The organism is Nitrogeniibacter mangrovi, from assembly GCF_010983895.1.
In the GTDB taxonomy this organism is placed as follows: domain Bacteria; phylum Pseudomonadota; class Gammaproteobacteria; order Burkholderiales; family Rhodocyclaceae; genus Nitrogeniibacter; species Nitrogeniibacter mangrovi.
This window is the reverse complement of the sequence record NZ_CP048836.1, coordinates 835,166-862,121: the sequence shown is the minus strand read 5'-3', so window position 1 is coordinate 862,121 and position 26,956 is coordinate 835,166. Positions and strand designations below refer to the sequence as shown.

Annotated in this window: 28 protein-coding genes and 1 pseudogene; 12 read left to right on the top strand and 17 right to left on the bottom strand. The window is 67.4% G+C overall.

Going from position 1 to position 26,956, the window contains the following annotated elements; all coding sequences use genetic code 11:
* Positions 1-2 precede the first annotated feature (2 nt).
* The 14 genes and pseudogenes from hypA to G3580_RS03900 form a co-directional block, all read right to left on the bottom strand.
* On the bottom strand, positions 3-377 hold the full coding sequence (gene hypA / locus G3580_RS03965) for a hydrogenase maturation nickel metallochaperone HypA (RefSeq protein WP_173764032.1): 375 nt from the start codon (positions 375-377) through the stop codon (positions 3-5).
* The gene (locus G3580_RS03960; RefSeq protein WP_173764031.1) at positions 370-1,479 is read right to left on the bottom strand and encodes a nickel-dependent hydrogenase large subunit; all 1,110 of its coding nucleotides are present in this window, start codon (positions 1,477-1,479) and stop codon (positions 370-372) included. The genes hypA and G3580_RS03960 overlap by 8 nt, the downstream gene beginning before the upstream one ends.
* On the bottom strand, positions 1,476-1,970 hold the full coding sequence (gene hybE / locus G3580_RS03955; RefSeq protein WP_173764030.1) for a [NiFe]-hydrogenase assembly chaperone HybE: 495 nt from the start codon (positions 1,968-1,970) through the stop codon (positions 1,476-1,478). Before hybE ends, G3580_RS03960 begins: the two co-directional genes overlap by 4 nt.
* 2 nt (positions 1,971-1,972) lie before the next feature.
* The gene (locus tag G3580_RS03950) at positions 1,973-2,182 is read right to left on the bottom strand and encodes a rubredoxin (protein WP_173764029.1); all 210 of its coding nucleotides are present in this window, start codon (positions 2,180-2,182) and stop codon (positions 1,973-1,975) included.
* A 34-nt stretch (positions 2,183-2,216) separates the two neighbouring features.
* Positions 2,217-3,065, bottom strand: a complete 849-nt coding sequence (locus tag G3580_RS03945; protein ID WP_173764028.1) for a hydrogenase expression/formation protein — start codon at positions 3,063-3,065, stop codon at positions 2,217-2,219.
* Positions 3,066-3,081: 16 nt separating this feature from the next.
* On the bottom strand, positions 3,082-3,540 hold the full coding sequence (locus G3580_RS03940) for a thioredoxin domain-containing protein (protein WP_173764027.1): 459 nt from the start codon (positions 3,538-3,540) through the stop codon (positions 3,082-3,084).
* Positions 3,541-3,542: 2 nt separating this feature from the next.
* Positions 3,543-3,848: a HypC/HybG/HupF family hydrogenase formation chaperone gene (gene hypC / locus G3580_RS03935; protein ID WP_173764026.1), complete on the bottom strand. Its 306-nt coding sequence runs from the start codon at positions 3,846-3,848 to the stop codon at positions 3,543-3,545.
* Positions 3,849-3,850: 2 nt separating this feature from the next.
* Positions 3,851-4,483, bottom strand: a complete 633-nt coding sequence (locus G3580_RS03930) for a HyaD/HybD family hydrogenase maturation endopeptidase (RefSeq protein ID WP_228720763.1) — start codon at positions 4,481-4,483, stop codon at positions 3,851-3,853.
* A 178-nt stretch (positions 4,484-4,661) separates the two neighbouring features.
* The gene (locus G3580_RS03925; protein ID WP_173764025.1) at positions 4,662-8,480 is read right to left on the bottom strand and encodes an HzsA-related protein; all 3,819 of its coding nucleotides are present in this window, start codon (positions 8,478-8,480) and stop codon (positions 4,662-4,664) included.
* Between the two features lie 157 nt (positions 8,481-8,637).
* On the bottom strand, positions 8,638-8,901 hold the full coding sequence (locus tag G3580_RS03920; RefSeq protein ID WP_267313326.1) for a HigA family addiction module antitoxin: 264 nt from the start codon (positions 8,899-8,901) through the stop codon (positions 8,638-8,640).
* A gap of 288 nt (positions 8,902-9,189) precedes the next feature.
* Positions 9,190-9,807 carry a hypothetical protein gene (locus G3580_RS03915; protein WP_173764023.1) on the bottom strand — a complete coding sequence of 206 codons (618 nt, stop codon included), beginning with the start codon at positions 9,805-9,807 and terminating at the stop codon, positions 9,190-9,192.
* Positions 9,808-9,896: 89 nt separating this feature from the next.
* Positions 9,897-10,622 (bottom strand): Ni/Fe-hydrogenase, b-type cytochrome subunit, encoded by a 726-nt coding sequence (gene cybH / locus G3580_RS03910; RefSeq protein ID WP_173764022.1) that lies wholly within the window; start codon positions 10,620-10,622, stop codon positions 9,897-9,899.
* A gap of 23 nt (positions 10,623-10,645) precedes the next feature.
* Positions 10,646-12,348 (bottom strand): annotated as a pseudogene (locus tag G3580_RS03905) (nickel-dependent hydrogenase large subunit).
* A 152-nt stretch (positions 12,349-12,500) separates the two neighbouring features.
* The gene (locus G3580_RS03900) at positions 12,501-13,589 is read right to left on the bottom strand and encodes a hydrogenase small subunit (RefSeq protein WP_173764021.1); all 1,089 of its coding nucleotides are present in this window, start codon (positions 13,587-13,589) and stop codon (positions 12,501-12,503) included.
* A gap of 565 nt (positions 13,590-14,154) precedes the next feature.
* On the opposite strand from G3580_RS03900, the gene G3580_RS03895 reads away from it, so the two are divergent.
* A complete protein-coding gene (locus G3580_RS03895; protein WP_173764020.1) occupies positions 14,155-14,949 on the top strand; it encodes a PEP-CTERM sorting domain-containing protein in 795 nt (264 codons plus the stop codon).
* Between the two features lie 177 nt (positions 14,950-15,126).
* On the top strand, positions 15,127-15,756 hold the full coding sequence (locus G3580_RS03890; protein WP_173764019.1) for a glutathione S-transferase family protein: 630 nt from the start codon (positions 15,127-15,129) through the stop codon (positions 15,754-15,756).
* 12 nt (positions 15,757-15,768) lie between these two features.
* On the opposite strand, the gene G3580_RS03885 is transcribed toward G3580_RS03890, so the two are convergent.
* Positions 15,769-16,149, bottom strand: a complete 381-nt coding sequence (locus G3580_RS03885) for a hypothetical protein (protein ID WP_173764018.1) — start codon at positions 16,147-16,149, stop codon at positions 15,769-15,771.
* Between the two features lie 135 nt (positions 16,150-16,284).
* Positions 16,285-18,135, bottom strand: a complete 1,851-nt coding sequence (gene ilvD, locus G3580_RS03880; RefSeq protein WP_173764017.1) for a dihydroxy-acid dehydratase — start codon at positions 18,133-18,135, stop codon at positions 16,285-16,287.
* Between the two features lie 178 nt (positions 18,136-18,313).
* Between ilvD and pgi the strand changes: the two genes are divergently transcribed.
* Genes pgi through G3580_RS03860 form a run of 4 tightly spaced genes read left to right on the top strand, consistent with a single transcriptional unit; the run spans position 18,314 to position 22,881 of the window.
* The gene (pgi, locus tag G3580_RS03875; protein ID WP_173764016.1) at positions 18,314-19,963 is read left to right on the top strand and encodes a glucose-6-phosphate isomerase; all 1,650 of its coding nucleotides are present in this window, start codon (positions 18,314-18,316) and stop codon (positions 19,961-19,963) included.
* 57 nt (positions 19,964-20,020) lie between these two features.
* On the top strand, positions 20,021-20,674 hold the full coding sequence (locus tag G3580_RS03870) for a YceH family protein (RefSeq protein ID WP_173764015.1): 654 nt from the start codon (positions 20,021-20,023) through the stop codon (positions 20,672-20,674).
* A 2-nt stretch (positions 20,675-20,676) separates the two neighbouring features.
* The gene (gene lgt / locus G3580_RS03865) at positions 20,677-21,471 is read left to right on the top strand and encodes a prolipoprotein diacylglyceryl transferase (RefSeq protein ID WP_173764014.1); all 795 of its coding nucleotides are present in this window, start codon (positions 20,677-20,679) and stop codon (positions 21,469-21,471) included.
* Between the two features lie 33 nt (positions 21,472-21,504).
* Entirely contained in the window at positions 21,505-22,881 is a 1,377-nt protein-coding gene (locus G3580_RS03860) for a malonyl-CoA decarboxylase (RefSeq protein WP_173764013.1), read from the top strand.
* Positions 22,882-22,927: 46 nt separating this feature from the next.
* Here G3580_RS03860 and G3580_RS03855 read toward each other — a convergent pair whose 3' ends face one another.
* Positions 22,928-23,626 (bottom strand): fumarylacetoacetate hydrolase family protein, encoded by a 699-nt coding sequence (locus G3580_RS03855; protein ID WP_173764012.1) that lies wholly within the window; start codon positions 23,624-23,626, stop codon positions 22,928-22,930.
* Between the two features lie 170 nt (positions 23,627-23,796).
* Between G3580_RS03855 and hemP the strand changes: the two genes are divergently transcribed.
* The 6 genes from hemP to G3580_RS03825 all read left to right on the top strand — a co-directional run bounded on the left by hemP (position 23,797) and on the right by G3580_RS03825 (position 26,928).
* The gene (gene hemP / locus G3580_RS03850; protein ID WP_173764011.1) at positions 23,797-23,985 is read left to right on the top strand and encodes a hemin uptake protein HemP; all 189 of its coding nucleotides are present in this window, start codon (positions 23,797-23,799) and stop codon (positions 23,983-23,985) included.
* A 29-nt stretch (positions 23,986-24,014) separates the two neighbouring features.
* A complete protein-coding gene (locus G3580_RS03845; RefSeq protein ID WP_173764010.1) occupies positions 24,015-24,230 on the top strand; it encodes a (2Fe-2S)-binding protein in 216 nt (71 codons plus the stop codon).
* Positions 24,227-24,712 carry a bacterioferritin gene (gene bfr, locus G3580_RS03840; protein WP_173764009.1) on the top strand — a complete coding sequence of 162 codons (486 nt, stop codon included), beginning with the start codon at positions 24,227-24,229 and terminating at the stop codon, positions 24,710-24,712. The genes G3580_RS03845 and bfr overlap by 4 nt, the downstream gene beginning before the upstream one ends.
* Positions 24,713-24,959: 247 nt before the next feature.
* The gene (locus G3580_RS03835; protein ID WP_228720762.1) at positions 24,960-25,727 is read left to right on the top strand and encodes an energy transducer TonB; all 768 of its coding nucleotides are present in this window, start codon (positions 24,960-24,962) and stop codon (positions 25,725-25,727) included.
* A 2-nt stretch (positions 25,728-25,729) separates the two neighbouring features.
* Positions 25,730-26,482 (top strand): MotA/TolQ/ExbB proton channel family protein, encoded by a 753-nt coding sequence (locus tag G3580_RS03830; RefSeq protein WP_173764007.1) that lies wholly within the window; start codon positions 25,730-25,732, stop codon positions 26,480-26,482.
* Complete coding sequence (locus G3580_RS03825; protein WP_173768576.1) at positions 26,482-26,928, top strand: ExbD/TolR family protein; 447 nt, start codon at positions 26,482-26,484, stop codon at positions 26,926-26,928. The genes G3580_RS03830 and G3580_RS03825 overlap by 1 nt, the downstream gene beginning before the upstream one ends.
* Positions 26,929-26,956: the final 28 nt, after the last annotated feature.

Sequence of the window (26,956 nt, the reverse complement as noted above, 5' to 3'; positions counted from 1 at the left end):
CTCTACTCCACTTGCTGGGGCGCATGCTCCGGCGCCCCATCCACATCCAGCGCGATCACGCGCATTTCCGTGCCACCGGTGGCCTGCACCTGATAGCTGCCGCACACCGGGCAGGGATCGTACAGGGCAGCGATGTCCACCGTCTGACCGCAGGGCAGGCACCATCCACGCCCGGGCACCGGTTCGATGTCGAGCCGCGCGCCCTCGGCGAGCGTGCCGCGCATCACCACGTCGAAACAGAAACGCAGCGCTTCGACCTCGACCGACGACAGCGCGCCGACTTCGAGCACGACGGCATTGACCCGGGTGAAGCCCTGTTCACGGGCCGAGTCCTCGACAATGCCGCGAATGCCTTCGGCCAGCGACATTTCATGCATGAATCACCTCCTCGTCCGTGTGGACACGCACATCGAACGACACACAGGGATCGAGCGCCAGGGCCAGCGCCTCGAGGCGCCGGCGGGCCGCGTCGGGGGCGAGGCCGACGCAAGCGGCCGCCTCGTGTTCGAACGCACCCAGGGGGCGAAAATTCCATTCCGTGGGCGCCACGATGGCGTAGTCCGCCACCCGGGCACCGTCCAGACGCACTGCATGCAGCAGTACACCCCGTGCGGTCTCCACTTTGGCCAATCCGCCGCCATCCGGCAAGGGGGTAGCGTCGATCGGCACCCCGTCATCGGCCTCGGACACCCCGTCACGCAAGCGCCGTCCACACGCCGCCAGCGCCACGACGCGGGCCGCCAGCCGCGCCGCGATCCGCTCGCCGCGGGCCAGCCGGCCGGCGACGAACGGATGGCCGGCATGCCGGGCCAGGGCGCCGGTCTCGTACACCCGCCCCGACAGATGCGGGCTGCGGCAGAACGCGGCGTCGGGCCAGTCATGGGGCAGCGCGGCAACGAACCCGGCCGCCGACAGGGGGGGCAATCCGGCCACGGGGGCATCCGCTGCCGCGTTGGATGCGTCGCTCGGCAAGGCCGCGAGGATTCGCCCGACGAGGCCGCCACCGGCCTCGCAACGGACGGACGACGATCCCGCGCCATCGTCGGCACCGGGCAAGGCCTCGGCGACGAAATCCAGCACCATTTGACCACAGGCGGCTGCCGAACGGGCGTCGGCGGCCTGTCCCAGGGCCCGGTGCAGGGCCGTGAAACGCGCCCGTTCGGGAGGCAGGCCGGCCCACGCCGGCCAGTCCAGCAGCAGACGCCACAGATCCCACTGCGCCGATTCGAGCAGCACCGCCCGCCCGGCGGCCGCGTCGACCGGCCGGGCCGTCCCACGCGCGGCCGCGCAGGCGGCCAGCACCGCCTGCCGCTGCGCCACGCCACACAGCGAAAACAGCGCACCGGCCATGTCGGCCGCCCGTTCGGGCGCGTGCCCGCACAACAGGGCCGCCGCAAACGGCCGACCATTGCGTGCGCTCACACCGGTGATCCGCCCCGCCGCACAGCGGGCGATCAGTTGCAGGGGGGCCGGGGTCATGCCGGCGCCCCGCGGCCCAGGGCACGACGGAAGAAGGCCCGCCGATCCATTCCGCCGGGTGCGGTTGCCGGCGCCACCGGGGCGGCGAACAGGGACTGCATCACCTCCTCGGCCACCGCACGCGCCGCCGCCTGATCCTCGAACGCCTCCATGGGCGAAAACAGCGGGCAATAGTGATATTCACCCAGGCCGTCCTCCTGGTGCCCCATGAAGGCGTAGGCACCGGAGGGAAACGCCCACTCGACCGTGTGCCCGACCCGCACCGGCGCGAACGCCGCGCTGCCGCCGGGCAACACCATCAGGTTCATCGCCCAGGGGGTGATCAACACCCCCACCCACAGCCCGTCCCAGTGCGTGAAACCGACCGTCTCGACGCTCAGGCCGGCATGGCACAGCGGCACCTCGCGCATGCGCTCGCGGCCGATGCGCGCGAACGCAGCCTGCACCGGGGCGGACGGATCGTCCGCGAAGACGGTGGCCGGCGTGCCCATGCTCAGGACTCGATCACCATGAATTTTTCCCGCGGCGCGTCGCAATTCGGGCAACTCCAGTGCGCCGGCAGCGCGGAGAACGGCGTGCCGGGCGGAATCTGCCACACCGGATCGCCCTCGGCGGGGTCGTAGACCTGCCAGCAGATGCCGCACTCGAGGCGGGCCTCGTCGGCGATCCGTGCGTTGTCTCCCAGGTAGCTGCCTTCGAACATGGCGTGTCTCCTCGATGGGTCGAATCGGCCGGCCTCAGTCCTGGCGCAGGGCGTCGATCCACTCGGCCAGCCGCTCGATGCTGTCCTCCACGTCCTCGCGGGCCGCCGGCGCCACGTCGGGCAGGTCGGTCACCTCGATGGTGTTGAGGATGAGCTTGTCGGTGCTGTTGAAGTACTGCACCCACCAGGTGTCGCGAAGGCGCGTGCGGGTGATGCGGCAGTTGCCGTAGCCGCGCGAGAGGATCACCACCGGGCCGACCCCGAGGCTGGCGCCCAGATAGTCCAGGTCCTCCGGGCTCATGGGCAGCAGGGTGAGGTTGATGATGTGCGCCGGCGCCCCGGGCCGGCGGGCGCCGACCGCTTCGTTCAGCTCGGTGAGCACCGCCGGCGCGTTGATGACGCCCTCACCCGGGGCCGGCGCCGGAATGTGTTTCAGCGCCTCGTCGCGCCCGGCGCTGAGCACCAGCGACGGCATCGGCCCGGCCTCGACCCGATCGATCCGGTCGCTGTCGCCGGCACCTTCGGAAACCACCCGCCACAGCCCGGCAAACACCGTCTCCTGAACTCGGACCGGCCGCTCGCCGGCCACGGTGGCGCTGACCTCGCCTTCGCCCAGGGCCTCGTTGACCAGCTTGCGCGCCGGCGCCTCGAGCCCGCTCAGGTCCACCTCGACATTGCGGCCGAAACGCATCTGCTGCATGCGCCCGAGCAGATCCTCGAGCACGCCGAGCGCGGCAGAGCGCGCCTGCGCGTCTGCGCTGTCGGGAAACATGGGCGTCTGGAACGTGGTCATCTCGCCGGGCGCGGCGATGTATTCGAGTGCCTCGTCTTCTTCCTGCGACCCCGGACCGAGGGCCACGACCGGGAGGGGGAAAGATTTCATGGACATGGTCGCTCCCTCAGTGACAACCGCCCGCGGACGGGCCGCGGACCGCAATGCCGATGCTCGGCGGACGGCTCGCCGGCGCGGCCAACTGGCGCTCGATGGCGGCGACCAGATAACCCCAGTCGAGCATGCCTTCCACCGCGCCCACATACGCGCCATCGCGACGGAACAGCATGGCCGGGAAGCGCCGCACCCCGTAGCGCTCGGACAACGCGCGGCTGGCCTCGGCATCGGCGATGCCGGCACGCAACGGCCGATGCACCGCCTTGAGCGCCTCGGGCAACACCACCGCCACGTCCCACACTTCAGGCGTGCGGGCGACATCGTCCACCAGCAGGGTCAGGCTGTCGCCCGGCGCGTCGCCAAAGGGCTCCACCGTGGTCGGATCGAGGGTCTCGATACCGTGCGCATGCGCCAGGCGCTCGAGCAGGGCCGCGAAACGGGTCGCATCCGGACTCAATATCTCTTCCATCATCAGGCTCCGTTGAGGAAATCGGGCAATTGGGGTTCGCGGTCGATCAGATCGGCAAACGCCGCCTCGACATCGGGAACATCGCCGCGCATGACGGCATCGACTGCCGCCAGGGCGTCGGCCATCGCGGCGGCGCGCGCGGCATCGATCACCTCCCGCGCCACATTCAGAAACACCAGCAACCAGGCGCCGGCCGGCGGTTCACCGACCAGCATCAGGTCGATGAGGTGGACATCACCGAAACGGTCCCGGCAACGGGCGCCGGCCGGCTCGCGGTCAATCACTTGCATGGGTTCGCCGATGCACATGCTCAGCGCTCCGCATCGGTCGTCGGATGCCCCGCCGCCATGCGGGCAAGGAAACGCGCGTCGCCGGTGCGGCAGGCCGCGGCCGCATCGGGCCGACCCGCCTCGTACGCATCGAGCGCCAGCGGCGACGCTGCGTCCGCCCCCGCGACCGGCGCCGCCTCCACGCCCCAGGCGCGCAGACGCGCCAGCGCCAGATCGATGGCCTCGGGCACGCGGGCGCGCACCTCGGGTCGCAAGCTGCCGCCATAGTCTTCCAACTCACGCGGCTGCACGCCGATCAGGCACAGGGACTCGGGCAAGGCGCCCAGGAGCATCGCGGAGGAAAGCACTTCCTGGAAGCCGGTCTGATGCAGGCTCATCTTCTTCGCCCCCATGAAACGCGGCACGTCGTCGCCCTCGATCACCCGCAAGGTGCCGGGCGCGAGGCCGTAGTCGATGGCATCGAACACGATCAGATGCCGCGCCACGCTCACGTAGGGCAGCAGGTAGAGCCCCTGGGTGCCGCCATCGAGCACGGTCACCTGCTCGGGCAACCGCCAGCCGGCCTGCAAGGCCTCGACACACCGCACACCGAAGCCCTCGTCGGCCCACAACAGGTTGCCGATCCCGAGGACGAGAATGGAGTCGCCGGTCACTATCCGCTCCCTTTCCACCATGTCACACATGGCGTTACAGAGCAGGCTTCATGCCATACCGGCGCGCGAGAAAAAATGCTGGAATTACATCAGCTTGCGCAAAAGAGCAGAGCCGCCGCCGCCCACTTTCCGACAACATCGACCGCAAAGTGGAAAGTTGATTTCCACTTTCAAGAGCTCATTTCGACCGAAAGATTCGCAAACGCTTGTAGGGGGCACCGGCAGTCAGCGGAATCCGATCGACGGTGACGGTGCCCTCCTTGACGACCGCGGTTCCCGACATCGCGCCGTCATCCCAACTCCAGTGCAGGATTTCCCCTTCATGGAAGCGGAAATGCCGGGCACGCCGGGGGGTCACGCTGACCGTGACGCTCTCCGGCTGATCCGGGATGCCGCCGCCGAAGCCCGTATGCCGCACATAGCGCAGGGGAAACACGATCTGCTCGGCGTCATCGACGATCTGCGCATGGTTCCAGACGATGCCCAGGTTGTAGTGGCCACGGGGGTAGCGCGTCGTATCCAGGCGTTCCGCCGCGGTCAGGGGAAAGTTTCCGGTGCTGTGGGTGATCGCTGGAAACGCCCGATCGAGCGTGACATCCTGCTCCGGCACCTCGAAGTCGGTGATGGACGGCATTTTCACACCGCGCTCATAGGGGGCGTGGCCCGCCTGGACCCAGGTCGCCTCGCAACTGATGCGTTCGGCTTCGCAGATGTTCACGAAGGGCATCTGCTCGTTCACCCCGTCTTTGGTGAAGAACGGATCATTGCTCGAGAAGCGGTGGCGATAATGCAGGTTGCGGACGATCGGATCGCTCCGGGCCTGGATGGAGAAATCGATGGCGTCCCACAGGTGCCGCGTCGCCCCCGAATCGGGCGGCCACAGATGGCGGTAGTTGTCGGGCTTGAGGCGAGGCATCACGCCGCCGATTGCCGCAGTCACATAGGCGATCCGGCTGCGCCACGGTGCAGGCAGGATCATGCTCTGCACGACCGCACCGCCGCCGCCCATGGAACTGCCAGCCAGGATGAACCCCTTGTCACGGACGTCGATCTGCGGATAACGGGCCACCAACGCCTCAATGGACCCGGCCAGACGCCGGCCCGGGTACCCGACGCCATCCCTGCTGTAGGTCCACCATTCCGTCCACCGATCTGCCTTGGGCGAGTGGATCTGGGCGTCCTGATTGCGCAACTCGAAATCCGCGAAGGCCGGCGGCGCGAAGGCCTGACCGACATAGCCGTTGCCCATGGCCGAGGGATGCAGGGTCACCAGCAGGCGCGGATGCGGCGGCAGGTGTTGGCGGCGTGCGTAGGCGACCTGAAAGTCCACGCCATGAGGGTCGAACCAGCGCTCGTCACGAATGTGCCACGTGCCTTGAAAGTACATCCACGGGTTTTGCCCGCGACCGACCTTCGTGGGCCGGAGGTCGAAGGAGACGAAGCCCGGCGGCTGATGTGCCAGGGGCGGATCCGACGCCACCTCCGTGGATGGCGGCGAAGACTTGATGTCGGCGGCAACCGGCATCAACGTCGGGGCAGACGTGGGGACGCGCCGTTGTGCCCCCCGGGGCGCCGTCGTGGCGGCGCGCGGATCCCGATAGGCACCCGTATCGATCCAATCTCGAACGGTGGCGATCTCGGCGGGCGTGGCCTCCACGTGGGGGTGGGCCTCGTCATAGTCGTAGTCGGCATCCGAGGCCGCGTTGCTGCGATAGTCGGTTCGACGGTTGCGGAAATACCAGTACAGCCCTGAACCAGCGGCATAGTCGCCATTGATCAGCCACGACGCCTGGGGCCGATCCAGATAATACTGGCGTTTTCCGCGATATTCCGGGCTGACCCGAACGGGTCTCGGATTGGAAACCTGTGGGTAATCCATCAGCAGCATGCGCCAGGTGCTCATGCCGTCACGATCGTCCCGATCGTTGAAATCGATCCCCCCGGCGGGTGCCCGACCACTGTGGCAGGCGACGCAACGGCGCTCGAGGATAGGGACGATGTCGCGGGTGTACTCCGGCTGCGCCCGCCCCGGGCCGCTGAGGTCCACCGCCGGCCCCTTGGCCGCCAACGATCGGGCGAAGACCGGCTGCGGTGCCTTGTCTCCATGGTTGTGGCAACCGCCGCAGGTCAATGTCGTCCCGGCGCGCAAGGACTGGGGCATCATGTCCCGCTTGATGACCTCATGATCGGCGTTCAGGCCGGACAGCAACCAGGGCGCCTCGCACGGCACGCGGATGCGCACCGACCCATCGGCGGCCACAGGCGCATCCCCGAGGATCTCGGTCCGCACGCCCCACATCGACGTCCATTGACGGCTGGCGGGCAGCCGGTGGGCATTCGGAATGAGACGGGCGATACGGATGTATTTCACGTCCGCAGCGCTCACCCCTGGCAACTCCTTGCCGAACACGGGGGAGCGCTCATCGTGTCCCCAGCGGTATTGGCCATGACGAACGTCGAAGTTGGTGGTCTCCGACCGCTGGGAGGCGATCTGCAGATAGCAGGCGCCATCCGCCGAGCGCGGCTGGGGCGCGGAATCCGGCATCGCCTGGCCATAGACGTCCACGTAAGGACCGCCGTAAATGGCGCCGTACTCCGCCACGCCCGGTTTGTCGACCATCATGACCGGATCGTGACGGTAGTCCTTCGACGGTAGCTTGTCCGCCGGCAACTTGTAGATCCCGATTTCCAGACCGACGGGATTGCCCGCCGCGTCGACCGGGCTGCGCACGCGTTGCGGCTGCCGCTTGGCATGCGGGCCGAATTCGACCCGGGCGTCCATGCCGTCGGGGCGCCAGCCGCCCTGGTTGTTGCACACGCCCCGGCACCATACGAACCCCAGCGCGTCGCCGGGCAGGCCGAATGGATCCCGGACCCGCCCCTGCCACGCCGCATGTGCTGCATCCCACCGCGAATACTGATCCTCTGAACTGGCCCACGGCGTGAGATTCACTAGGTCCCGAGGCAACAGGGCGTCATTCACCGGTTTGCGCGCCTCGGACACCGGCACCCCCTCCACGGTGAACGGCGCCGGAGACCAGGCCCAGATGTTGCCGAAACCGTTCTGGTAGTTGCCCCGGTAATACTCGCCCACGAGGATGCGCCCGTCGCTGAGCTGGTTGATGAAATGCAGCGCCTTGCCCTGGTAGTGAGCCCCGAACGGGGACTCCTGACTGCCGCCCCACGGATCGACCGCACAGGTCCACCACATGTTCTGTACCGTGCTCGGATAATTGGTGTAGACCTGCCCGTCACCGCGAAAGACCAGATCGTGCAGCCACTGCGCACAGGAGGCGAGGATGCGCCCGTCGCGGAGCTGAAAGCCGCCGTAGAAGGAGACGAAGTCGTGCGTACCGACGCGGTGGACGTCGCTCCCATCCAGATCGGCAATGTAGTTTTGCAGATTCGGATCGCCGCGCGGCGTCACCCCACGCAGGACCGGTTCGAACTCTTGGGCGCGGTCGCTCGAGAACATCACCTTGAGCGCGCCGCCTTGATTGATGATCACCGGCGTCAGGTCATGTCGACCAGGCACGAAGGGCCATTCCGAGGTCTTGCCGGTGACGAGGTCGACAATGGCGATGTTCGCCCCTGCCCCCTTGCCCGCCAGGGTGAGATTCCCCGAGCCGCACTCGTGCTGCCATTGCGTGCCACGGTAGATCGTGAAGGCCACCTTGGTGCCGTCCGGGGATAGTCTCGGGTCGGTGGGGGTGCAGATCTGTCCGGCGCAATCGTAGAGCACCGATACCTTGCCGGTACGATCCCGGCGCATCAACCGCCCGGGGCCGGACAGACCATTGCTGCGCACATTGTCCGCCGGCAGGCCGTTGTTCTGGCGATTATTGACTTCCGGCAGGGTCACGCAGATATCCGGGTGATCCATTTGCTCGCCCTGATAGCGCGATGGCGTGCGATCGAGGTCGACTTCGACCCAAATGAGCGGTGTCGTGGTGTCGGTGGCGGCGGCCCCATCCCCCGGCACCAGGAAGCCGATCATCAGGCAAGACAACCAGAACACACGATGCGCGCAATGCATAGGCACACCCTAGACAATCTCTGCCGGCCCGGGGAGCATCGCCTCGCAAATGATTGTTACCAGGCGTATCCGGCTGCGTTTGCAACTGCGCAGGGACGGAGAACCGACGAATTCCGAGCTATCTGGCGGCCGCCGTATGCACCCCGGACAGCGCTCGCCACGCCTGATGCACGTCCCATTCCGACTGCATGAGCATCCAAAGACGCGGATCGGTGCGAAAGAACAGCCCCAGGCGGATGGCGGTGTCGGCGCTCAGGGCGCGGCGGCCGCGGACGATTTCGTTGACACGGCGGCGGGAGATGCCGAGCGCGCGCGCCAGGGCGTCCTGCGACAGCCCGGCCGGGCGCATGAAGCGCAGTTCGAGGAAGCGGCCCGGGTGCACGGGAGTCCGGCCCGAGCCTCCCTTGCGTGGGCCTGGGCGGGTGCCATTGGGAAAGAAACCGCGCGGACCGGGGTCCGCGCGTTGCATCACAGTCATCGTATGCCAAGTCGAGGGAGGGTTTGACACAGCTTCCGGCGAAGCGGCACGCGCTTCGCCATTTGTCTTAAACAAGCATCGTGCCAAGACGCATTTAGCTTGATTTTCAATGAGTTGATAGGAACTCGCCGGCCCAGCGCGGTCAGGAGCCTGACACCGGGTGACGCCGTCCGGCAAGCCGCTATCCACCCGTCACCACCATTTGCGGCGTCGCGATGGCGCGGCCATGGGTGCGACGGGGGTGCCCTGGGCGTCGACCAGCGCACCATGGCGGGCCGCGTCGTTGAGCAGATCGCGCAACATGTCCCGATCCAGCGGCAGGGTGCGCTCGATGGCGTCCACGTCGACGGGCTCGTACTGCATGCGTTCGAGCCAGCCGAGCAGTTCCACCGACACGGGGTAGCGCGCCAGATTGGGCGACTTGAGCAGACGGACCGGTCGGCCCGCCCAGGGGGGCGTCTGCGGCGCCTGCGCGGGCGGCGCGGCGCTGGCCGCGACCGGTTCGGGGGCCGACTGCGCGGCACTGATCTGGTCGAGCACCCGCAGCAGGTGGGCTGCCTTGAGAGGCTTGAGCAGCACGCGAACGCCGGCGGCCGCCGCCTCGGGACCGGAGTCGAGGCACACCACCCGGGCATCGTCGAGCCGGTCCAGCGGCGTGCGGGCCAGGCCCTGACTCGGATCCACCAGCCACAGATCGGCGGTATCGAAGGACTCGACCCAGGTCCACGCAGCCGGATGCAGGCGCGCCGTGGAGCGCAGCAGGGTCAGATCGCGCGGATCGAGCTCGTCCGCGCCGATGCGCAGCGTCATCGTGTCACGCCTCCGTCATCGGTGCACGCGACGAAGGCGGCCCGACACCGGCGCCGCCTTCGCGTGTTGTCACCCTCGGGCCGGACGGCTCAGTTCTTGAACATCCGGAAGCCGCTGATCATGGTGCTGATGATGCTCTGGCGCCCCATGATGTCTTCCCGGATCGCGGCATACACATGCAGCATGACAAAGCAGACGATCACCCACATGCCCAGGTGGTGCCAGGTGTGGATGTTCTGCGAGTTGCCGAACAGCGGCAGCACCCAGCTGGTGAACACCGTGTGGCTCCAGTGCCCCTCCTGGGCGCCTTCGCCGTAGAGCGCGAAACCGGTCACCACCATGAACACGGCCATGAGCAGGAAGCCGATCACCATGGAGATGCGCGCCAGCGGATTGTGCCCCACGTAGCGGTTCGGATAGGGCCGCATGAAGCCGTACCACTTGAGCATGGAGAGCAGCTCGCGCCAGTAGGCCAGGGTGAAGATGGGCACGCTGAACAGCTCGCGCGCATGGTGGTTGCCGACCAGCGCCCAGTAGGCCCGTCCGATCAGCCCCACCGCGAGCACATAACCGGCGGCGAAGTGGGTGAAGCGGATGTAGCCCATCAGGAAGTGGGCGCTGGCCTCCCCCGGCACGGATGGCAAGGGGGAGCCGATGAAGTAGCCGGTGACGCACAGCACCGTGATCGCCAGGGCGTTGATCCAGTGCCAGATGCGCACCGGCGCTTCATACACGTAGATGGACTTGATGCTGGTGGCGTGAGCCACCGCGTTGTCGTCCACCCCCGTGACGTCTGCCATGGTTTTGTGAGACATGATTCACCTCCCGAGCCGTGGGCTCAACGCACCTTGACCGTGGCCATCTCCTGCCCTTCCGGACTCATCACGTGCGTGGAGCAGGCCAGGCACGGATCGAAGGAATGCAGGGAACGCAGGATCTCGAGCGGCTCTTCGGCACGCTCGACCGGAGTGTTCATCAGCGAGGCCTCGAAGGCACCGATCTGCCCCTTGCCGTCGCGCGGGCTGCCGTTCCAGGTGGTCGGCACCACGCACTGGTAGTTCTCGATCTTGCCGTCCTTGATCTTGATCCAGTGGCCGAGCATGCCGCGCGGCGCGGCGACGGTGCCCACGCCCTTGGCCTCCTTCGGCCAGCTCGACGGGTCCCATTTCTCCACGTTGGCGGTGGCGGTGTCGCCGGCCTTGATGTTGGCGATTAGCTCGTTGAAGTCGTCCATCATCATCTCGGCGGCGTACTGGCTCTCCAGCGCGCGGGCCAGGGTGCGGCCGATGGTGGTCGGCAGCAGCTGCTTGACCGAGTAGCCGGTCTCGGGCAGACCGAGCAGGCGCGGGATGTCCTGGTTGATCATGCGCGCCGAGAAGTCGACCTGCTCCTTGACCCGCTGGCAGTACTTGTTGCCCTTGGACGCATGCATGTAGCCGAGGATGTAGCGCGACAGCGGGCCGACTTCCATGGGATGCCCGCGCCAGCGCGGCGACTTGATCCAGGAGTACTTGCCGCCCTCGTCCAGGGCCTCGATGCGGGTGCGCGTGCCCTTGGTGTTGGGGCCGAGCTGGTAGTTGGGCTCGGTGATGCCGTCCCACGGATGCAGGCCCTGGTTCTCGTCCGGGTAGCTGTACCAGGAGTGATTGACGAACTCCTGCACCTGCTCGGGGTCACGCGGGTCGATCTCGTGGATTTCGTCCCAGTTGCCGTTCAGGATCGCGCCGCCCGGCAACTGCTGGGTGCTGCGGTCGTAGGCCACCTTCTCGTAGGTACCGTAGTCCGCCACGTTCTGCGCCGACAGGCCACCACCGTAGAGCCAGCCGGCCTGCTTGTAGATGGTGCCGATGGCGAGCACGTCGGGCACATAGACGTTGTTGTTGAACTCGATCATCTCCTCGATGCGCGCCTTGACGAAGTTGAGCCGCTCCATGTTGATCGCGCCCACCGCGCCGGTGGTGTCCACGTTGATGGCGCAGGGCACGCCGCCGACCAGGTAGTTGGGGTGCGGGTTCTTGCCACCGAAGATGGTGTGCACCTTCACCCATTCCTTCTGCAGATCGAGCGCCTCCAGGTAGTGGGCGACCGCCATCAGGTTGGCCTCGGGGGCAGCTTGTAGCCCGGGTTGCCCCAGTAGCCGTTCATGAACGGGCCGAGCTGGCCCGATTCGACGAACTTCTTGAGCCGGTTCTGGATGTCGCGGAAGTAGCCGCGCGAGGCCAGCGGATGCGACGGCGACACCGTCTGCTGCAGCTCGGAGGTCTGGCGCGGATCGGCCTTGAGCGCCGAGACCACGTCCACCCAGTCGAGCGCATGCAGGTGATAGAAATGCACCGCGTGGTCGTGCACCTGCAGGGTCTTGGCCATCATCTCGCGGATCAGATGCGCGTTCTTGGGGATCTCGATGCCCAGGGCGTCTTCCACCGCGCGCACCGAGGTCAGCGCATGACAGCCGGTGCACACCCCGCAGATGCGCTCCACGAAGGCCCAGGCGTCGCGCGGATCGCGCCCCTTGAGAATCACCTCGAGGCCGCGCCACATGGTGCCGGTGGATACCGCGTTGCGGATCACGTTGTTCTCGTCCAGATTCACCTCGACCCGCATGTGACCCTCGATCCGGGTCACCGGATCGACCACCACCCGCTTGCCGGTGTTGTCCAGCTTGAAGCCTTGCGTCTCGTAAACACCCATGATCACTTGTCTCCCTTCGGCATGTCGGAACCCGGCTTGTTACGCACCCGGGAGAGCGCGGACGCCGCGGCATGGGCGGCCACCACGGCACCCACGGCGCCGGCGGCGGTCATGCCCACCTCGTCGGCGTTCTTCTCGACGCCGAACTGCTTGATGTCGGTGAGGCGGTCGTAGAAGCTGCCCTTGTCCCAGAAGCCATCCTCGGAGCAGCCGATGCAACCGTGCCCCGACTGGATCGGGAAGGACGTCCCCTCGTTCCAGCGCACCGTCGAACAGGCGTTGTAGGTGGTCGGCCCCTTGCAGCCCATCTTGTAGAGGCAGAACCCCTTGCGGGCGTTGTCGTCGTCCCATTCCTCGACGAACTGGCCGGCGTCGAAGTGCGGGCGGCGATAGCATTTGTCGTGGATGCGCTGGCCGTAGAACATCTTCGGCCGACCCTGGCGGTCGAGCTCGGGCATGCGGTCGAAGGTGAGCATGTAGGTGACCACCCCGGTCATCACCTCGGCGATCGGCGGGCAGCCCGGCACCTTGATGATGGGCTTGTCATGGATGACCTTGTGCACCGGCGTGGCCTGGGTGGGGTTCGGCTTGGCCGCCTGCACGCAACCCCAGGAGGCGCAAGAGCCCCAGGAGATGATCGCCTTGCAGTCGGCCGCCGTTTCCTTGAGCACCTCCACGAAGGGACGGCCGCCGTGGATGCAGTACATGCCGTCCTCGTTGAGCGGCGGATTACCCTCCACCGCGAGGATGTAGTTGCCCTTGTACTTGCGCTTGACCTCCTCGAGGATGGCCTCGGCCTGATGCCCGGCGGCCGCCATGAGGGTGTCGTCGTAGTCGAGCGAGAGCATCGACAGCACCACGTCCTTGGTCAGCGGATGCGCCGAGCGGATGAACGACTCCGAACAGCAGGTGCACTCCAGGCCGTGCAGCCACAGCACCGGCGTGCGCGGCTTGGTCTCGAGCGCGTGGGCGATCCGCGGCGCGAACGCCGAGCCGAGCCCCAGCGATGTGGCGGTCAGCGAACAGAACTTGAGAAAGCTGCGGCGCGTGATCCCCTGGCGGCGCAGTACCTCGTAGAAGGTTTCGGTCATCGGGCGTCTCCCTTTGGGTGTTATTCGATGCGCCGCCCGTTGAACCGGACACGCACCTACGGCCACTCAAAACAAGATCCGTGCCAATATGAGAAAACCCCAAAAACCCGCTTTACATCAACGGGTTGCCGCGAAGATGGCAGACGAGTGATCACCACCGGCGGAAACCGTGTTACCAGTTCTGATCACGAGCAGAGCGCTCGACATCCACATCCTTCGCATCGACCCGGCGCTGACGGTCCGTCGAGGCTGCACGTGCGAGGGATGCCGGTGGGACCCGGGGCGGCAGGACGAGCCGGCAACGTCTCCGAATCACGGATCGATCTCCCCCTCGCCGCCAGGCTCAGTGATCGCTCCGGCCACCCCCGCAATCACCACAGACTTGCCATGGCCCCTTCAATGATATTTGCATTTCTGCGTCGAAAATACTTACACACCCACCCAAAGAACGAAGGCAACGCATTCCAACGAATTGTTTTTTTTGACTTTATTTTTTTGGCACTGATTTTGCTCAGTGCAAACCACGAAATCATCAGCAGCGCTTTTCTAGAACCAGGAGCTTCTCATGAAGAAATCCCAAATCACGACGATTCTGGCAGGTATGGCTCTGGCCTCCGCTGCCTCGCTCGCTCATGCAACCGCATTCACCAGCACCTCGCCGACCGGGCTCGACGTGACGACCGTCGGCGCCTCGACCGTCGGTGGAATCGTGTTTGACGCGGTCGGCACCAACACCAACGAAGTGGTCAGCCAGACGGCAGCCTCGTCCCTGTTCATCGGCTTCGCTGACACCGGCAGCCCGACGGCCTACCAAGGTAACCCGTTCACCATCGGCATCCAGACCGGTTTCGATAGCTCGATCACCAGCCAGCTCGGTGGTGGCCTGACGGGACTGGCCATCCGCTTCACGCTCTTTGACGGCGACAGCGCCGCGGGCAACTTCGACGACAACGGCGACCTGACCTTGCTGGTCAACGGTATTGCCGCAGGCGTCTGGGACGGGGTCAATGCCGAGAACACCGACGGGCTGGGTGCTGCAGGCGGCGCCGGCTTCAGCGGCGGCGGTTTCCGCGACAACCTCCTCGACACGGGCTGGTTCTACATCTCTGACGCCACCACACTGCAGAACATCTTCGACAGCATCGTGGCCACTGAACAGGTGGTGTTCCAGATCCAGGACGTTGATCCGTACGACAACTACTACGACTTCACGCAAGGGATCGACGCCTCCCTGATCGATGTTGGCCAAGGCCCTGGCGTGATCCCGGGAGAGCCTGGCAACAATGTACCGGAGCCGGGCACCTTGGCCCTGCTCGGTCTGGGCGCCTTCGCCGCCGCCGTGCGTCGCAAGAAGGCCTGACCGTCGGCGGCAGGCAGAATCGCCTGCCTCCTGCACGCCTCCTGGCAGCGCATGCCAGGGACAAGAGATCACCCCCCGGGGTGATCTCTTGCATTGACGGGACCGGTTCGGTCGCGGCACTCGACAGCGCGGTCAACACTCTTACAATGACGCCTCCATTGACCTCCGGAGCAGGTAATGCTGACTGTCTATGGCTGCCCCAATTCGCGCTCCATGCGCATGGTGTGGGCGCTCGAGGAAGCCGGGGCGGAGTACGCCTATATCCTCATCGACCTGTTCCGGGGCGCCGGGCGCTCGCCGGATTTTCTCCGCATCAACCCGGCCGGCAAGGTGCCCGCGCTGGTCGAGGACGGCACCGCGCTGACCGAATCGGGCGCCATCCTCATGTGGCTGGCGGACAAGTATCCGCATGCCCGCCTGATTCCCGGCACCGATGAGCCCCGGGCGCGTGCCGACGTGCTGCAGTGGCTCATGTTCGGCCTCACCGAACTCGAACCGCCCTTGTGGACCATCGCCAAGCACCGCTTCGTGCTGCCCGAATCCCGGCGCGTGCCGCAGATCGAAGAGACCAGCAAATGGGAGTTCGCCAGTGCCTGCGCCCTGCTGGCACGCCACCTCGGCCAGAAACCTTACGTCGCCGGCAACCGCTTCTCGATCGCCGACATCGTGATCACCCACTGCCTGGCCTGGGCCCAGTCCGCACGGATCGAGATCGTGCCCGCGCTGCTCGTCGATTACATGGAACACCACTGGCACCGACCCGCCGCCCGGCGCGCCATCGAGCGCGAAGCCCGACCGGCCCAGTAGGCGCCGCGCGGTTCAGCCAAAGCGTGGATGGATGCGCGCGAACGCGGTTGGCGATCCCATTCGGTGATGCCGCGAGGCATGGCGCCCGGCCTGCAACGGATGAGACATCTGCGCCCGCACCCGGCGCCGGGGCGCATCGTGACGCGCGGGTTCCTGCTCCCGGCGCAAGACGCGCTGGATATACCCCATCATGAAGGCTTGTGCAGCCAGCGAGGCGGACGTCACCACGAATAGCAGCCAGGCATGCGGATCGGCAAAGGCCGGATCCAGCCGGCTACCCAGCGTCCGCACGAACAGCGCGATCACCAGATTGAGCGCCGCCAGCCCGTAGGCCAGACGCACGACCCAGGGCCAAAAGCGCAGCAGGCGCGCTCCGCGTTCGGTCTCGTCCATGGTGAGTCCTCCCTGGCCAACACCAGAATCCGGAGCCACCTCAGCTCCGCATGTTCCCAGTCTAGTCAGTGATGGGGCTCAACAAAAAGGCCGCTTCCGCGGCCTTTTTGTTCGTCGGGGCACGCCAGGAACGCCTCAGCGCAACACCTGTGAGATATCCCGCACCGCGCCGGTATCGGCGCTCGTGGTCAGCGCCGCGTAGGCCTGCAGGGCCGCCGAGACGACACGGTCACGGCTGGCGGGCTTCCAGGCGGTAGCGCCCCTGGCATCCATGGCGGCACGACGCTTGGCGAGTTCGTCGTCGCTGATGGCCAGGTGGATGCGCCGGTTGGGGATGTCGATCTCGATGGTGTCGCCCTCTTCGACCAGGCCGATGGCGCCGCCGCAGGCCGCTTCCGGCGAGGCGTGGCCGATGGACAGGCCGGAGGTACCACCGGAGAAGCGCCCGTCGGTGAGCAGGGCGCAGGACTTGCCCAGGCCCTTGGACTTGAGATAGCTGGTCGGATAGAGCATCTCCTGCATGCCGGGGCCGCCCTTGGGGCCTTCGTAGCGGATGATGACCACGTCGCCGGCGACGATCCGGTCGGCCAGGATGCCCTCGACCGCGGCCTCCTGGCTTTCGAACACGCGAGCCCGGCCGGTGAAGGTCCAGATCGACTCGTCCACCCCCGCGGTCTTCACGATGCAGCCCTTCTCGGCGATGTTGCCGTACAGCACCGCGAGCCCCCCTTCCTGGCTGAAGGCGCTGGCCTTGTCGCGGATGACGCCGTGGGAGCGATCCATGTCCAGTTCGTTCCAGCGCCGATCCTGGCTGAAGGCCACCTGGGTGGGCACCCCGCCGGGAGCGGCCCGGTAGAAGTCGAACACGCTGTTGTCGTGGGCCTGGATCACGTCCCAGCGGGTCAGGGCCTCGCCCAGGGTTTTCGCGTGCACCGTGTGCGCGTCCTTGTGCAGCAGGCCGGCGCGGTTGAGCTCGCCGAGAATGCCCATGATGCCGCCGGCGCGGTGCACGTCCTCGATATGCACGTCCGGCACCGCCGGCGCCACCTTGCACAGGCAGGGCACCTGCCGCGAGATGCGGTCGATGTCGGCCATGGTGAAGTTCACCCCGGCCTCCTGGGCCGCGGCCAGCAGGTGGAGGACGGTGTTGGTGGACCCGCCCATGGCCACATCCAGGCTCATGGCGTTCTCGAAGGCTTCGAAGGTGGCGATCGAACGCGGCAGCACCGAGGCGTCGTCCTGCTCGTAGTAGCGGCGCGCCAGCTCGACGATGCGCCGGCCGGCTTCCTCGAACAGGCGCTTGCGGTCGGCATGGGTGGCCACCACGGTGCCGTTGCCCGGCAGCGACAGACCCAGCGCCTCGGTCAGGCAGTTCATGGAGTTGGCGGTGAACATGCCGGAGCAGGAGCCGCAGGTCGGGCACGCGGAGCGCTCCACCGCCTCGACCTCCTCGTCGGAGCAGTGGCTGTCGGCGGCCTTGACCATGGCGTCCACCAGGTCCAAGGCGATGACCTTGTTCTCCCACTTCACCTTGCCGGCCTCCATGGGCCCGCCGGAGACGAACACGACCGGGATGTTCAGGCGCATGGCGGCCATGAGCATGCCCGGGGTGATCTTGTCGCAGTTGGAGATGCACACCATGGCGTCCGCGGTGTGGGCGTTGACCATGTATTCGACGCTGTCGGCGATCAGGTCGCGCGAGGGCAGGCTGTAGAGCATGCCGCCGTGGCCCATGGCAATGCCGTCGTCGATAGCGATGGTGTTGAACTCCTTGGCCACGCCGCCGGCCGCCTCGATCTCGCGCGCGACCAGCTGGCCCAGGTCCTTGAGGTGCACGTGGCCGGGCACGAACTGGGTGAAGCTATTGACCACCGCGATGATGGGTTTCTCGAAATCGCCATCTTTCATGCCGGTGGCGCGCCACAGGGCGCGGGCGCCGGCCATGTTGCGACCGGCCGTCGAGGTCCGGGAACGATACTGGGGCATTGGACTGTCTCCACGATTCGGGGCTAGCCGGTCATTGTACCTTGGTGGCTGCCGCTTCGGGCGCACCGTGCCGGCCATGCTGCGGCGCACACATCGACTTACGGTACGACCGTGACGGTCCGCATGGGCTCGCCTAGAATAGGGCCCCATCGCAATGACGTCACCCTCGGAACGCCGTATGCCCCCGCCTACCCGTCACGGTGCCTGGCACCGTCTCCAAGCCCACGCCGATGCCGTGCGCAGCCACCGGATGCGCGATCTGTTCGACGCCGACCCGGAGCGCGCGCAGCGCATGCAGTGCCGGGTCGGATCGATCCGGCTCGACTACAGCAAGAACCGCATCGACGACGACGGTCTGGACGCCCTGTTCACCCTCGCCGAGGCGATGAACCTGCGCGGCGCCATCGACGCCATGTTCGCCGGCGAGCCGATCAATGCCACCGAGCAGCGCCCGGCCCTGCATGTGGCCCTGCGCATGCCGCGCGACGCGGTGCTCGAGGTGGGCGGGCGCAACGTGGTGGCCGACGTTCACACCGAGCTGGACAAGCTGCGACGCTTCGCCACCGCCGTGCGCGAAGGCACCTGGAAGGGGCGGACCGGGCGCGAGGTCACCGACGTGGTCAACATCGGCATCGGCGGCTCCGATCTGGGCCCGCGGCTGGTGTGCGACGCGCTGCGACCGCTCTCCCACCCCCGCCTGCGCACCCATTTCGTCGCCAATGTGGACGGCGCGCGCATCACCGGGCTGCTGCGTACCCTCGATCCGGACACGACCCTGTTCATCGTCGCCTCCAAGTCCTTCGGTACCCAGGAGACGCTCACCAACGCCACCACCGCGCGCCAGTGGTTCCTCGACCAGGGCGCCTCCGAAGCGGACATCGCCAAGCACTTCGTGGCGGTGTCCACCAACACCGACAAGGTCACCGCCTTCGGCATCGATCCGGCCAACATGTTCGGCTTCTGGGACTGGGTCGGCGGTCGCTACTCGCTGTGGTCGGCCATCGGACTGCCGATCATGCTCGCCGTCGGCCCCGATGCCTTCGACCAGCTGCTCGCTGGCGCCCACGCCATGGACGAGCATTTCCGCACCGCCCCCTGGCAAGAGAATCTGCCGGTCATGCTCGGGCTCATCGGCGTGTGGTACATCAACGGGCTGCGCGCCGGCACCCACCTGGTCGCGCCCTACGATCACGGCCTGCGCCAGCTGCCGGCCTACCTGCAACAGCTGGACATGGAGAGCAACGGCAAGTCGGTCACCCGCACCGGCGCGCCGGTGGAGACCAAGACCGGGGCGGTGGTGTGGGGCTACAGCGGCATCAACGGCCAGCACGCCTTCTACCAGCTGCTGCATCAGGGCACCCGGCTGATTCCGGCCGACTTCATCGTCAGCCTGCACAACCCCAACAGCCCGCCCCACCATCACCGCATCGTGCTCGCCAACTGCATCGCCCAGGCGCAGGCGCTGATGCAGGGGCGCACCACCGAACAGGCCCGCGCCGAAATGCGCGCCGCCGGCCTCGACGAGGCGCGCATCCGCGAACTGGCGCCGCACCGGACCTTCGACGGCAACCACCCCACCAACACCCTCCTGCTCGATGCGCTCACCCCGCACAGCCTCGGTGCGCTGCTGGCCATGTACGAGCACAAGGTGTTTACCCAGGGCGTGCTGTGGCAGGTCAACAGCTTCGACCAGTGGGGCGTCGAGCTGGGCAAGGACCTGGCCCGGCGCGTCGAGACGGCCTTCGACGAGGGCGGCTACCCGGACGATGCGGACACCTCCACCCGGGCGCTGATCGATCTGGCCCGCGACGCGCTCGACGCGTCTTAGCGCCGGTCGGCGTCGCTCGGCTATCATCCCGGTCTATCCCACGGTTCAGGAATTGGCATGAGCGAAGACACCAGCGAAGGTTACGATCTGTCCGCCGAAGAGGCCCGCGTGCTCGGCGTGCTGATCGAAAAGAGCTACACCACCCCCGACCAGTACCCCCTGAGCCTCAACGGCCTGACCACCGGCTGCAACCAGCTCACCGGACGCGATCCGGTCATGAGCCTGGAGGAAGCCGAGGTGGCCGATGCGGTGGCCTCGCTGCTCGAACGCGGCCTCGTCGGGCGGCGCGAGGGCGCCCGGGTCGTCAAGTACGAACATCTGGTGCGCCTGCGCCATTCCCTGCCGCCGGCCGAGCAGGCTGTGCTCGCGCTGCTGATGCTGCGCGGCCCACAAACCGCCGGCGAATTGCGCACCCGCAGCGAACGCATGTACCGCTTCGACGACGTGGCCGCCGTCCATGCCGTGCTCGACCACCTGGAAGAGAAGTATCCACCCATGGTCATGCCGCTGCCGCGCGCACCGGGCACCAAGGAGACCCGCTACGTGCACCTGATGTGCGGCCCGGTGGACGTGGACACGGTGGTCGCCTCGGTGGGCAGCAGCGGCGCAGGCGGCTCGGGCCTGGGCGCCCGCGTCGAGGCCCTGGAGGCCGAGGTGGCGGCGCTGCGCGCGGAGCTCAACGCCCTCAAGACCAGCCTGGGTGAAGACTGAGCATGCTCGTCTATCCGAAGATCGACCCCATCGCGTTCTCGATCGGCCCGCTGTCGGTGCACTGGTACGGCATCACCTACCTGGTCGCCTTCATCCTCTTCATGCTGCTCGGCCGCTGGCACATCAGGCGCCGCCCCGACCTGGCGTGGACACCGCAGCAGCTCGACGACCTGCTCTTCTACGGCGTGCTCGGCGTGATTCTCGGCGGGCGCCTCGGCGAGGTGCTGTTCTACCAGCCGGGTTATTACTTCAGCCACCCGGCCGAGATCATCGCGGTGTGGAAGGGCGGCATGAGTTTTCATGGCGGCTTTCTGGGTGTGCTCGCGGCGATGTGGTTCTGGGGCCGCCGCCATGGCAAGGGCTTCTGGGAAGTGACCGACTTCATCGCGCCGCTGGTGCCCACCGGCCTCGCGGCCGGGCGCGTCGGCAACTTCATCAACGGCGAGCTGTGGGGGCGCGTCGCCAGCGCCGACCTGCCCTGGGCGATGGTGTTCCCGCACGTGGACCCGCTGCCGCGTCACCCCTCCCAGTTCTACCAGATGGCCGGCGAGGGCCTGCTCCTGTTCGCCATCCTGTGGTGGTACAGCCGCAAACCGCGCCCGCTGCGCGCCACCTCGGCGGTGTTCCTGATCGGCTACGGGGTGCTGCGCTTCGCCGCCGAGTTCTTCCGCACGCCGGACCCGGGCATCTTCACCTGGATCACGCCCGACATCACCACCGCCCAGTGGCTGTGCGTGCCGATGGTCGTCATCGGTATCGTCCTGCTCGTCAAGGCACAACCCGACCCGGCGCGCTGATCCACGAGATCGGCCCGCCCTCTGGAGGTCTCCATGTCGAATCTCGTCTCCCGCGGGCTGAACGCCATGCGCGCCATCATCTCCTGGGGTGGCAAGGAACAGGCCCGGCTCGAAGCCCATGATCTCGACCGCATCCGCGAGCAGCTGCGCGAATGCGCCGAGGGCACCGGCGGCGAGGTCAGCACCCGCCAGCGGGCCGCGCGCCTCGCCCACACCTACCTGGAGCTGGACGACAGCTGCCGCCATGCCTTCCTGCGCATGATCGCGCTGGAATTCGGCCCCGATCCGGCACAGGTCGCCGCGGCCCACGAGGCCTACCAGGCCGCCGTGGGCACGCCCGGCCAATGGAACGCCGAAGCCAGCCTGCGTGCGGCGATGCGCTCCAAGCGCATCCGCATCCTCACCCAGTTCAACGCGATTCCCCAGGGGGTGAAGTTTCTCGTCGACCTGCGCGCCGACCTGCTGCGCTTCCTCAAGGACGACCCGGAACTCAAGGCCCTGGACCGGGAGCTCGAAGCGCGTCTGAACGCCTGGTTCGATGTCGGCTTCCTGGAGCTCAGGCGCATCACCTGGGAATCCCCCGCCGCCCTGCTCGAAAAGCTGGTGCAGTACGAAGCGGTGCATGAGATCCGCTCCTGGAAGGATCTGAAGAACCGCCTCGACGCCGACCGGCGCTGCTACGCCTTCTTCCATCCGCGCATGCCCATGGAGCCGCTCATCTTCGTCGAGGTGGCGCTGGTGGACGCGCTGGCCGACAACGTACAGAAGCTGCTCGACGAGATGGCGCCGGTGGCCGACCCGGCCCACGCCAACACGGCCATCTTCTACTCGATCAGCAACACCCAGGCGGGGCTGCGCGGCGTCTCCTTCGGCAACTTCCTGCTCAAGCGGGTGGTGGACGATCTCAAGCGCGACCTGCCCGGCCTCAGGCAATTCGCCACCCTGTCGCCGGTCCCGCGGCTGCGTCACTGGCTTACGGAGCAGCCCGACCTGCTCGAGGACGCCATTTCCGAGGCCGACTGGAAGAAGCTGACCGAATACGGGATCTTAGCCGCCGACTTCAAGGCCCTCGCCGCCCTGCTCGAGGACGACCGCTGGCTCGAGCAGCCCGGGCTCGCGAGCGTGCTCCAGGGGCCGCTCACCCGCGCCGCCGCACGCTACCTGTGCCAGGCACGCGACCGCAAGGGGCAGCCCTATGATCCGGTGGCGCGCTTCCATCTGGGCAACGGCGCACGCATCGAACGGATCAACTGGATGGGCGACAGCTCGCAGAAGGGCTTGAAGCAGTCCTTCGGGCTGATGGTCAATTACCTCTACGACCCGGAGACCATCGAGGCCAACGTCGAAGCCTTCGCCAGCGCAGGCACGGTCGCCACCTCGACCCCGATCAAGCGGCTGGCAAAGGGCTGATCACCCCGGCCCGGGCAACCCCTGCGATGGTGGGTCGCAACCCGCCCTACCGCACCGTGAGTGCGATCTCGCCCACGCCCTCGACGCCACCGCGCAGCACGTCGCCGCGCCGCACGGCCCCCACCCCCGCCGGCGTCCCGGTCATGAGCAGATCCCCCGGGGCGAGCAGGAAGTAGCGCGACAGCTCCGCCACCGCCTCGGCCACCGACCAGATCATGTCGGCCAGGTCGCCCGACTGGCGGCGCTCGCCATTGACGTCGAGCCAGATCGCCCCCGCCTTGGGATGGCCGATCGTGCTCGCCGGGCGCAGGGCCGAGATCGGCGCCGCGTGATCGAAAGCCTTGCCCACCTCCCAGCTGCGCCCCTGCGCCTTCATCTGCGCCTGCAGATCGCGCCGGGTCATGTCCAGCCCCACGCCGTAACCCCACACATGATCGAGCGCGGCCTCGACGACGATGTCGCGCCCGCCCGCACCGATGGCGGCGACCAGCTCGATCTCGTGATGCAGGTCGGCGGTCATGGACGGATACGGCCAGTCCTGCGCCTCTTCGGCGCCCAGCGGGTACACCGCATCGGCCGGCTTGCAGAAGAAGAACGGCGGCTCCCGATCGGGCGCACCGCCCATCTCGCGGGCATGGGCGGCGTAGTTGCGGCCGATGCAATAGATGCGGCGCACCGGAAACACGTCCGACGAACCGGCCACGGGCACCACCGCCTGCGGCGGTGCACTGACGACAGTCGACATCACTCCCTCCTTGCTTCCCGACCCCGGGGCACGACGCCCGGCTGGATGCCGGCACTATACCCCGAGCCGTGTCCGGCCGCGGGCATGACGACCGATGTCGATCCGGGCTTGACGACACGCCAGGAACTTGATTAAATGCGAATCGTTCGTATTTTCATTGTCACTGTTCAATGCCCACTGAGCCCAACCCCTGCCGCCCCCTGCCGGCCGACGGAACCGCCCCGGGAACCCCCACCCGGGACACGCCGATCGCCAGCACCCAGCTGCTGCAGGGTCGCGCCAGCGTGACCATCGAACACAAGGGTGTGCACTACCGGCTGCAAGAGACCCGGGCCGGCAAACTCATCCTGACCAAATAGTCGAAACCGATTGCTGAGGCTAAACTCGAATGTACGTCTGTGTTTGCAATGCCGTCACCGAACGCGATATCGAACACGCCGCCCGCAACGGCGCCCGGCGCATGCGCGACCTGCGCGGCTGTCTGGGCGTCGGTGCCGACTGCGGCGCCTGCGCCTGCCACGCCAAGGCCTGCCTCGATGCCGCGACCGACCAGCCAGGCATGGACGCGTCATTCACTCTCTCGATGCAGGAGGCCGCAGCATGAAGGGCGACAAGCACATCATCAAACTCCTCAACCGCCAGCTGACCCACGAGCTGACCGCCATCAACCAGTATTTCCTGCATGCACGCATGTACAAGAACTGGGGGCTGGCCAAGCTGGGCAAGCATGAGTACGAGGAGTCCATCGAAGAGATGCACCACGCCGACAAACTCATCGAGCGGGTGCTGTTTCTCGAAGGCCTGCCGAACCTGCAGAACCTCGGCAAGCTGCTCATCGGCGAGAACGTGCCCGAATGTCTGGCCGGCGATCTCAAGCTCGAGAGCACGGCCCGCGAGGATCTCGTCGCGGCCATCGCCGAATGCGAGTCCTGTAAGGACTACGTCTCCCGGGAATTGCTCGAGCACATCCTGGAAGACACCGAAGAGCATATCGACTACCTGGAAACCCAGATCGAACTGATCGACAAGGTCAGCCTGCCCAACTATCTGCAGTCGCAGATGGATCCGGACAACGGCGCGAGCTGAACGGCCGGGCCCGCCCGGTAACGGGCGCGTGGGCATGCCGGCCCCATCGATCCAAGGACCGCCCATGCCCGCCCCCGCGCCCCACCTGACGCCGACCATACGCATCTTTGCCGTGCTGACCCTCATCGCCATCGCCCTGGACCAGTTCATCCGCATCGGCGCACCGGCCTGACCCATGACACCGGTCGTGCTGCTGCGCCGCGCCGCCGCGGGCGGAGCTTCCCCTGCGGGGTTACAATCCCGCCCCATGGTCACCACCACCCTGAACCTACGCCCTGCACCGCCCACGCCCGCCCAGCGGCTGTCCGCCCTGGGGCGGCTGCTCGTGGTCGTCGGCGTGCACGCGGCCCTGTTCACGGTGATTGCCATGCACATGGACGTGACCCCGCCGAAGCCGCCGGAGACCATCGAGGTGGCCCTGCTGGCCCCCCCGGCGCCGGCACCGGTGGCGCCGCCGCCCAAGGTGGAAACACCGCCGGAACCGCCCAAGCCGGTGCCGCCGCCGCCCGAGCCGGTGGTGCGCAAGCCGCCACCGCCGAAGCCGCAACCCAAACCCAAGCCCAAGCCCAAGCCGCGCCCGCAACCCAAGCAGGCGATCACCGAACCGACCCCGGAACCGACGCCGCCGGAACCCGAGGTCGCGCCCGCGCCGCCGCCTCCGCCGGTGGCGGTCGCGCCGACCCAACCGACCCCGGCCCCGGCCCCGGCCCCCGCCGCACCGCCGCCGGTGACCAGCGCCCGGTTCGACGCCGCCTATCTGAACAACCCGCGCCCCGGCTACCCGCGCCTGTCGCGACGCATGGGCGAACAGGGAACGGTGCAGTTGCGCGTGCACGTGAGCGCCGAGGGCACGCCGCTGGACATCGAACTGCACCACTCGTCCGGCCACAAACGGCTCGACGAGGCGGCCCGCGCCGCCGTCGCCCACTGGCGCTTCGTGCCCGCCCGCCGGGGCGACACGCCGGTCGCGAGCTGGGTGATCGTACCCATCGAATTCAAACTGGAGGACGCCTGACCATGGACGCCCAAAACGCCTTCGGAGTCGCCCAGCTGTGGGCCCAATCCGATCTCATCACCCGCAGCGTGGCCCTGCTGCTCGTCATCATGTCGGTGATCAGCTGGTACCTGATCGTCACCAAGGGGCTGCGCCTGATCGCCAACCGCCGCCATGCCGGCGCCATCGAATCGTTCTGGCAGGCCGCCACCCTCGACGAGGGCCTCGCCGGACTGCACAAACGCGCCAAGGACGCCCCCTGCACCCGGGTCGCCGCCCAGGCCGCCGCGGCCCAGGCCCACTGCACCCGGCATGCCGCCGACGCCACCCTGGGCAGCACCCTCGACACCGGCGAGTTCATCACCCGCGCCCTGCGCCGCGGCATCGCCGAGTCCACCGCCGTGCTCGAGCGCGGGCTCACGGTGCTCGCCTCCATCGGCTCCACCGCCCCCTTCATCGGCCTGTTCGGCACCGTGTGGGGCATCTATCACGCCCTGACCACCATCAGCGTGACCGGCGCCGCCTCCATCGACAAGGTCGCCGGCCCGGTGGGCGAGGCGCTGATCATGACCGCCTTCGGCCTGTTCGTCGCCATCCCCGCGGTGCTCGCCTACAACGGCTTCAACCGGGCCAACCGGGTCGAGCTGTCCGAACTCGACGGCTTCGCCCACGACCTGCACGCCTTCTTCACCACCGGCGCCCGCGTCGGCGCCACCGCCATGGTCAAGCCCATCGGCAAGAACCCCGCGCGGCCGGCGGCCAACGAGGTGGCATGATGGCCTTCGGCGGATTCGGCAACGAAGACCAGCACGCGCCCATGAGCGAGATCAACACCACGCCGCTGGTGGACGTCATGCTCGTGCTCCTGATCATCTTCATGATCACCGCGCCGCTGCTCACCCATTCGGTCAAGATCGACCTGCCCAGCGCCAGCAACCAGCCCACCGAGGCCAAGCCCGACGCGATCACGGTCTCGCTCGACGAGACCGGGCAGCTGTTCTGGGACGACCAGCCGATCAGCGAGGACGAGCTGGTGCAGCGCCTCGACACCGCGGCCACGCGCACCCCGCAGCCGGAGATGCACCTGCGCGCCGACCGCAATACCCGCTACGAGGCCATCGCCCGCCTGATGGCCGAGGCCCGCCAGGCCGGTATCGAAAAACTCGGATTCATCACCGTGCCGGAGGCCGACACCGCCGCCCCCCCGGGAAAGACGCACTGAGCGCCGGGCGGGCGCCATCGCGGCGCCC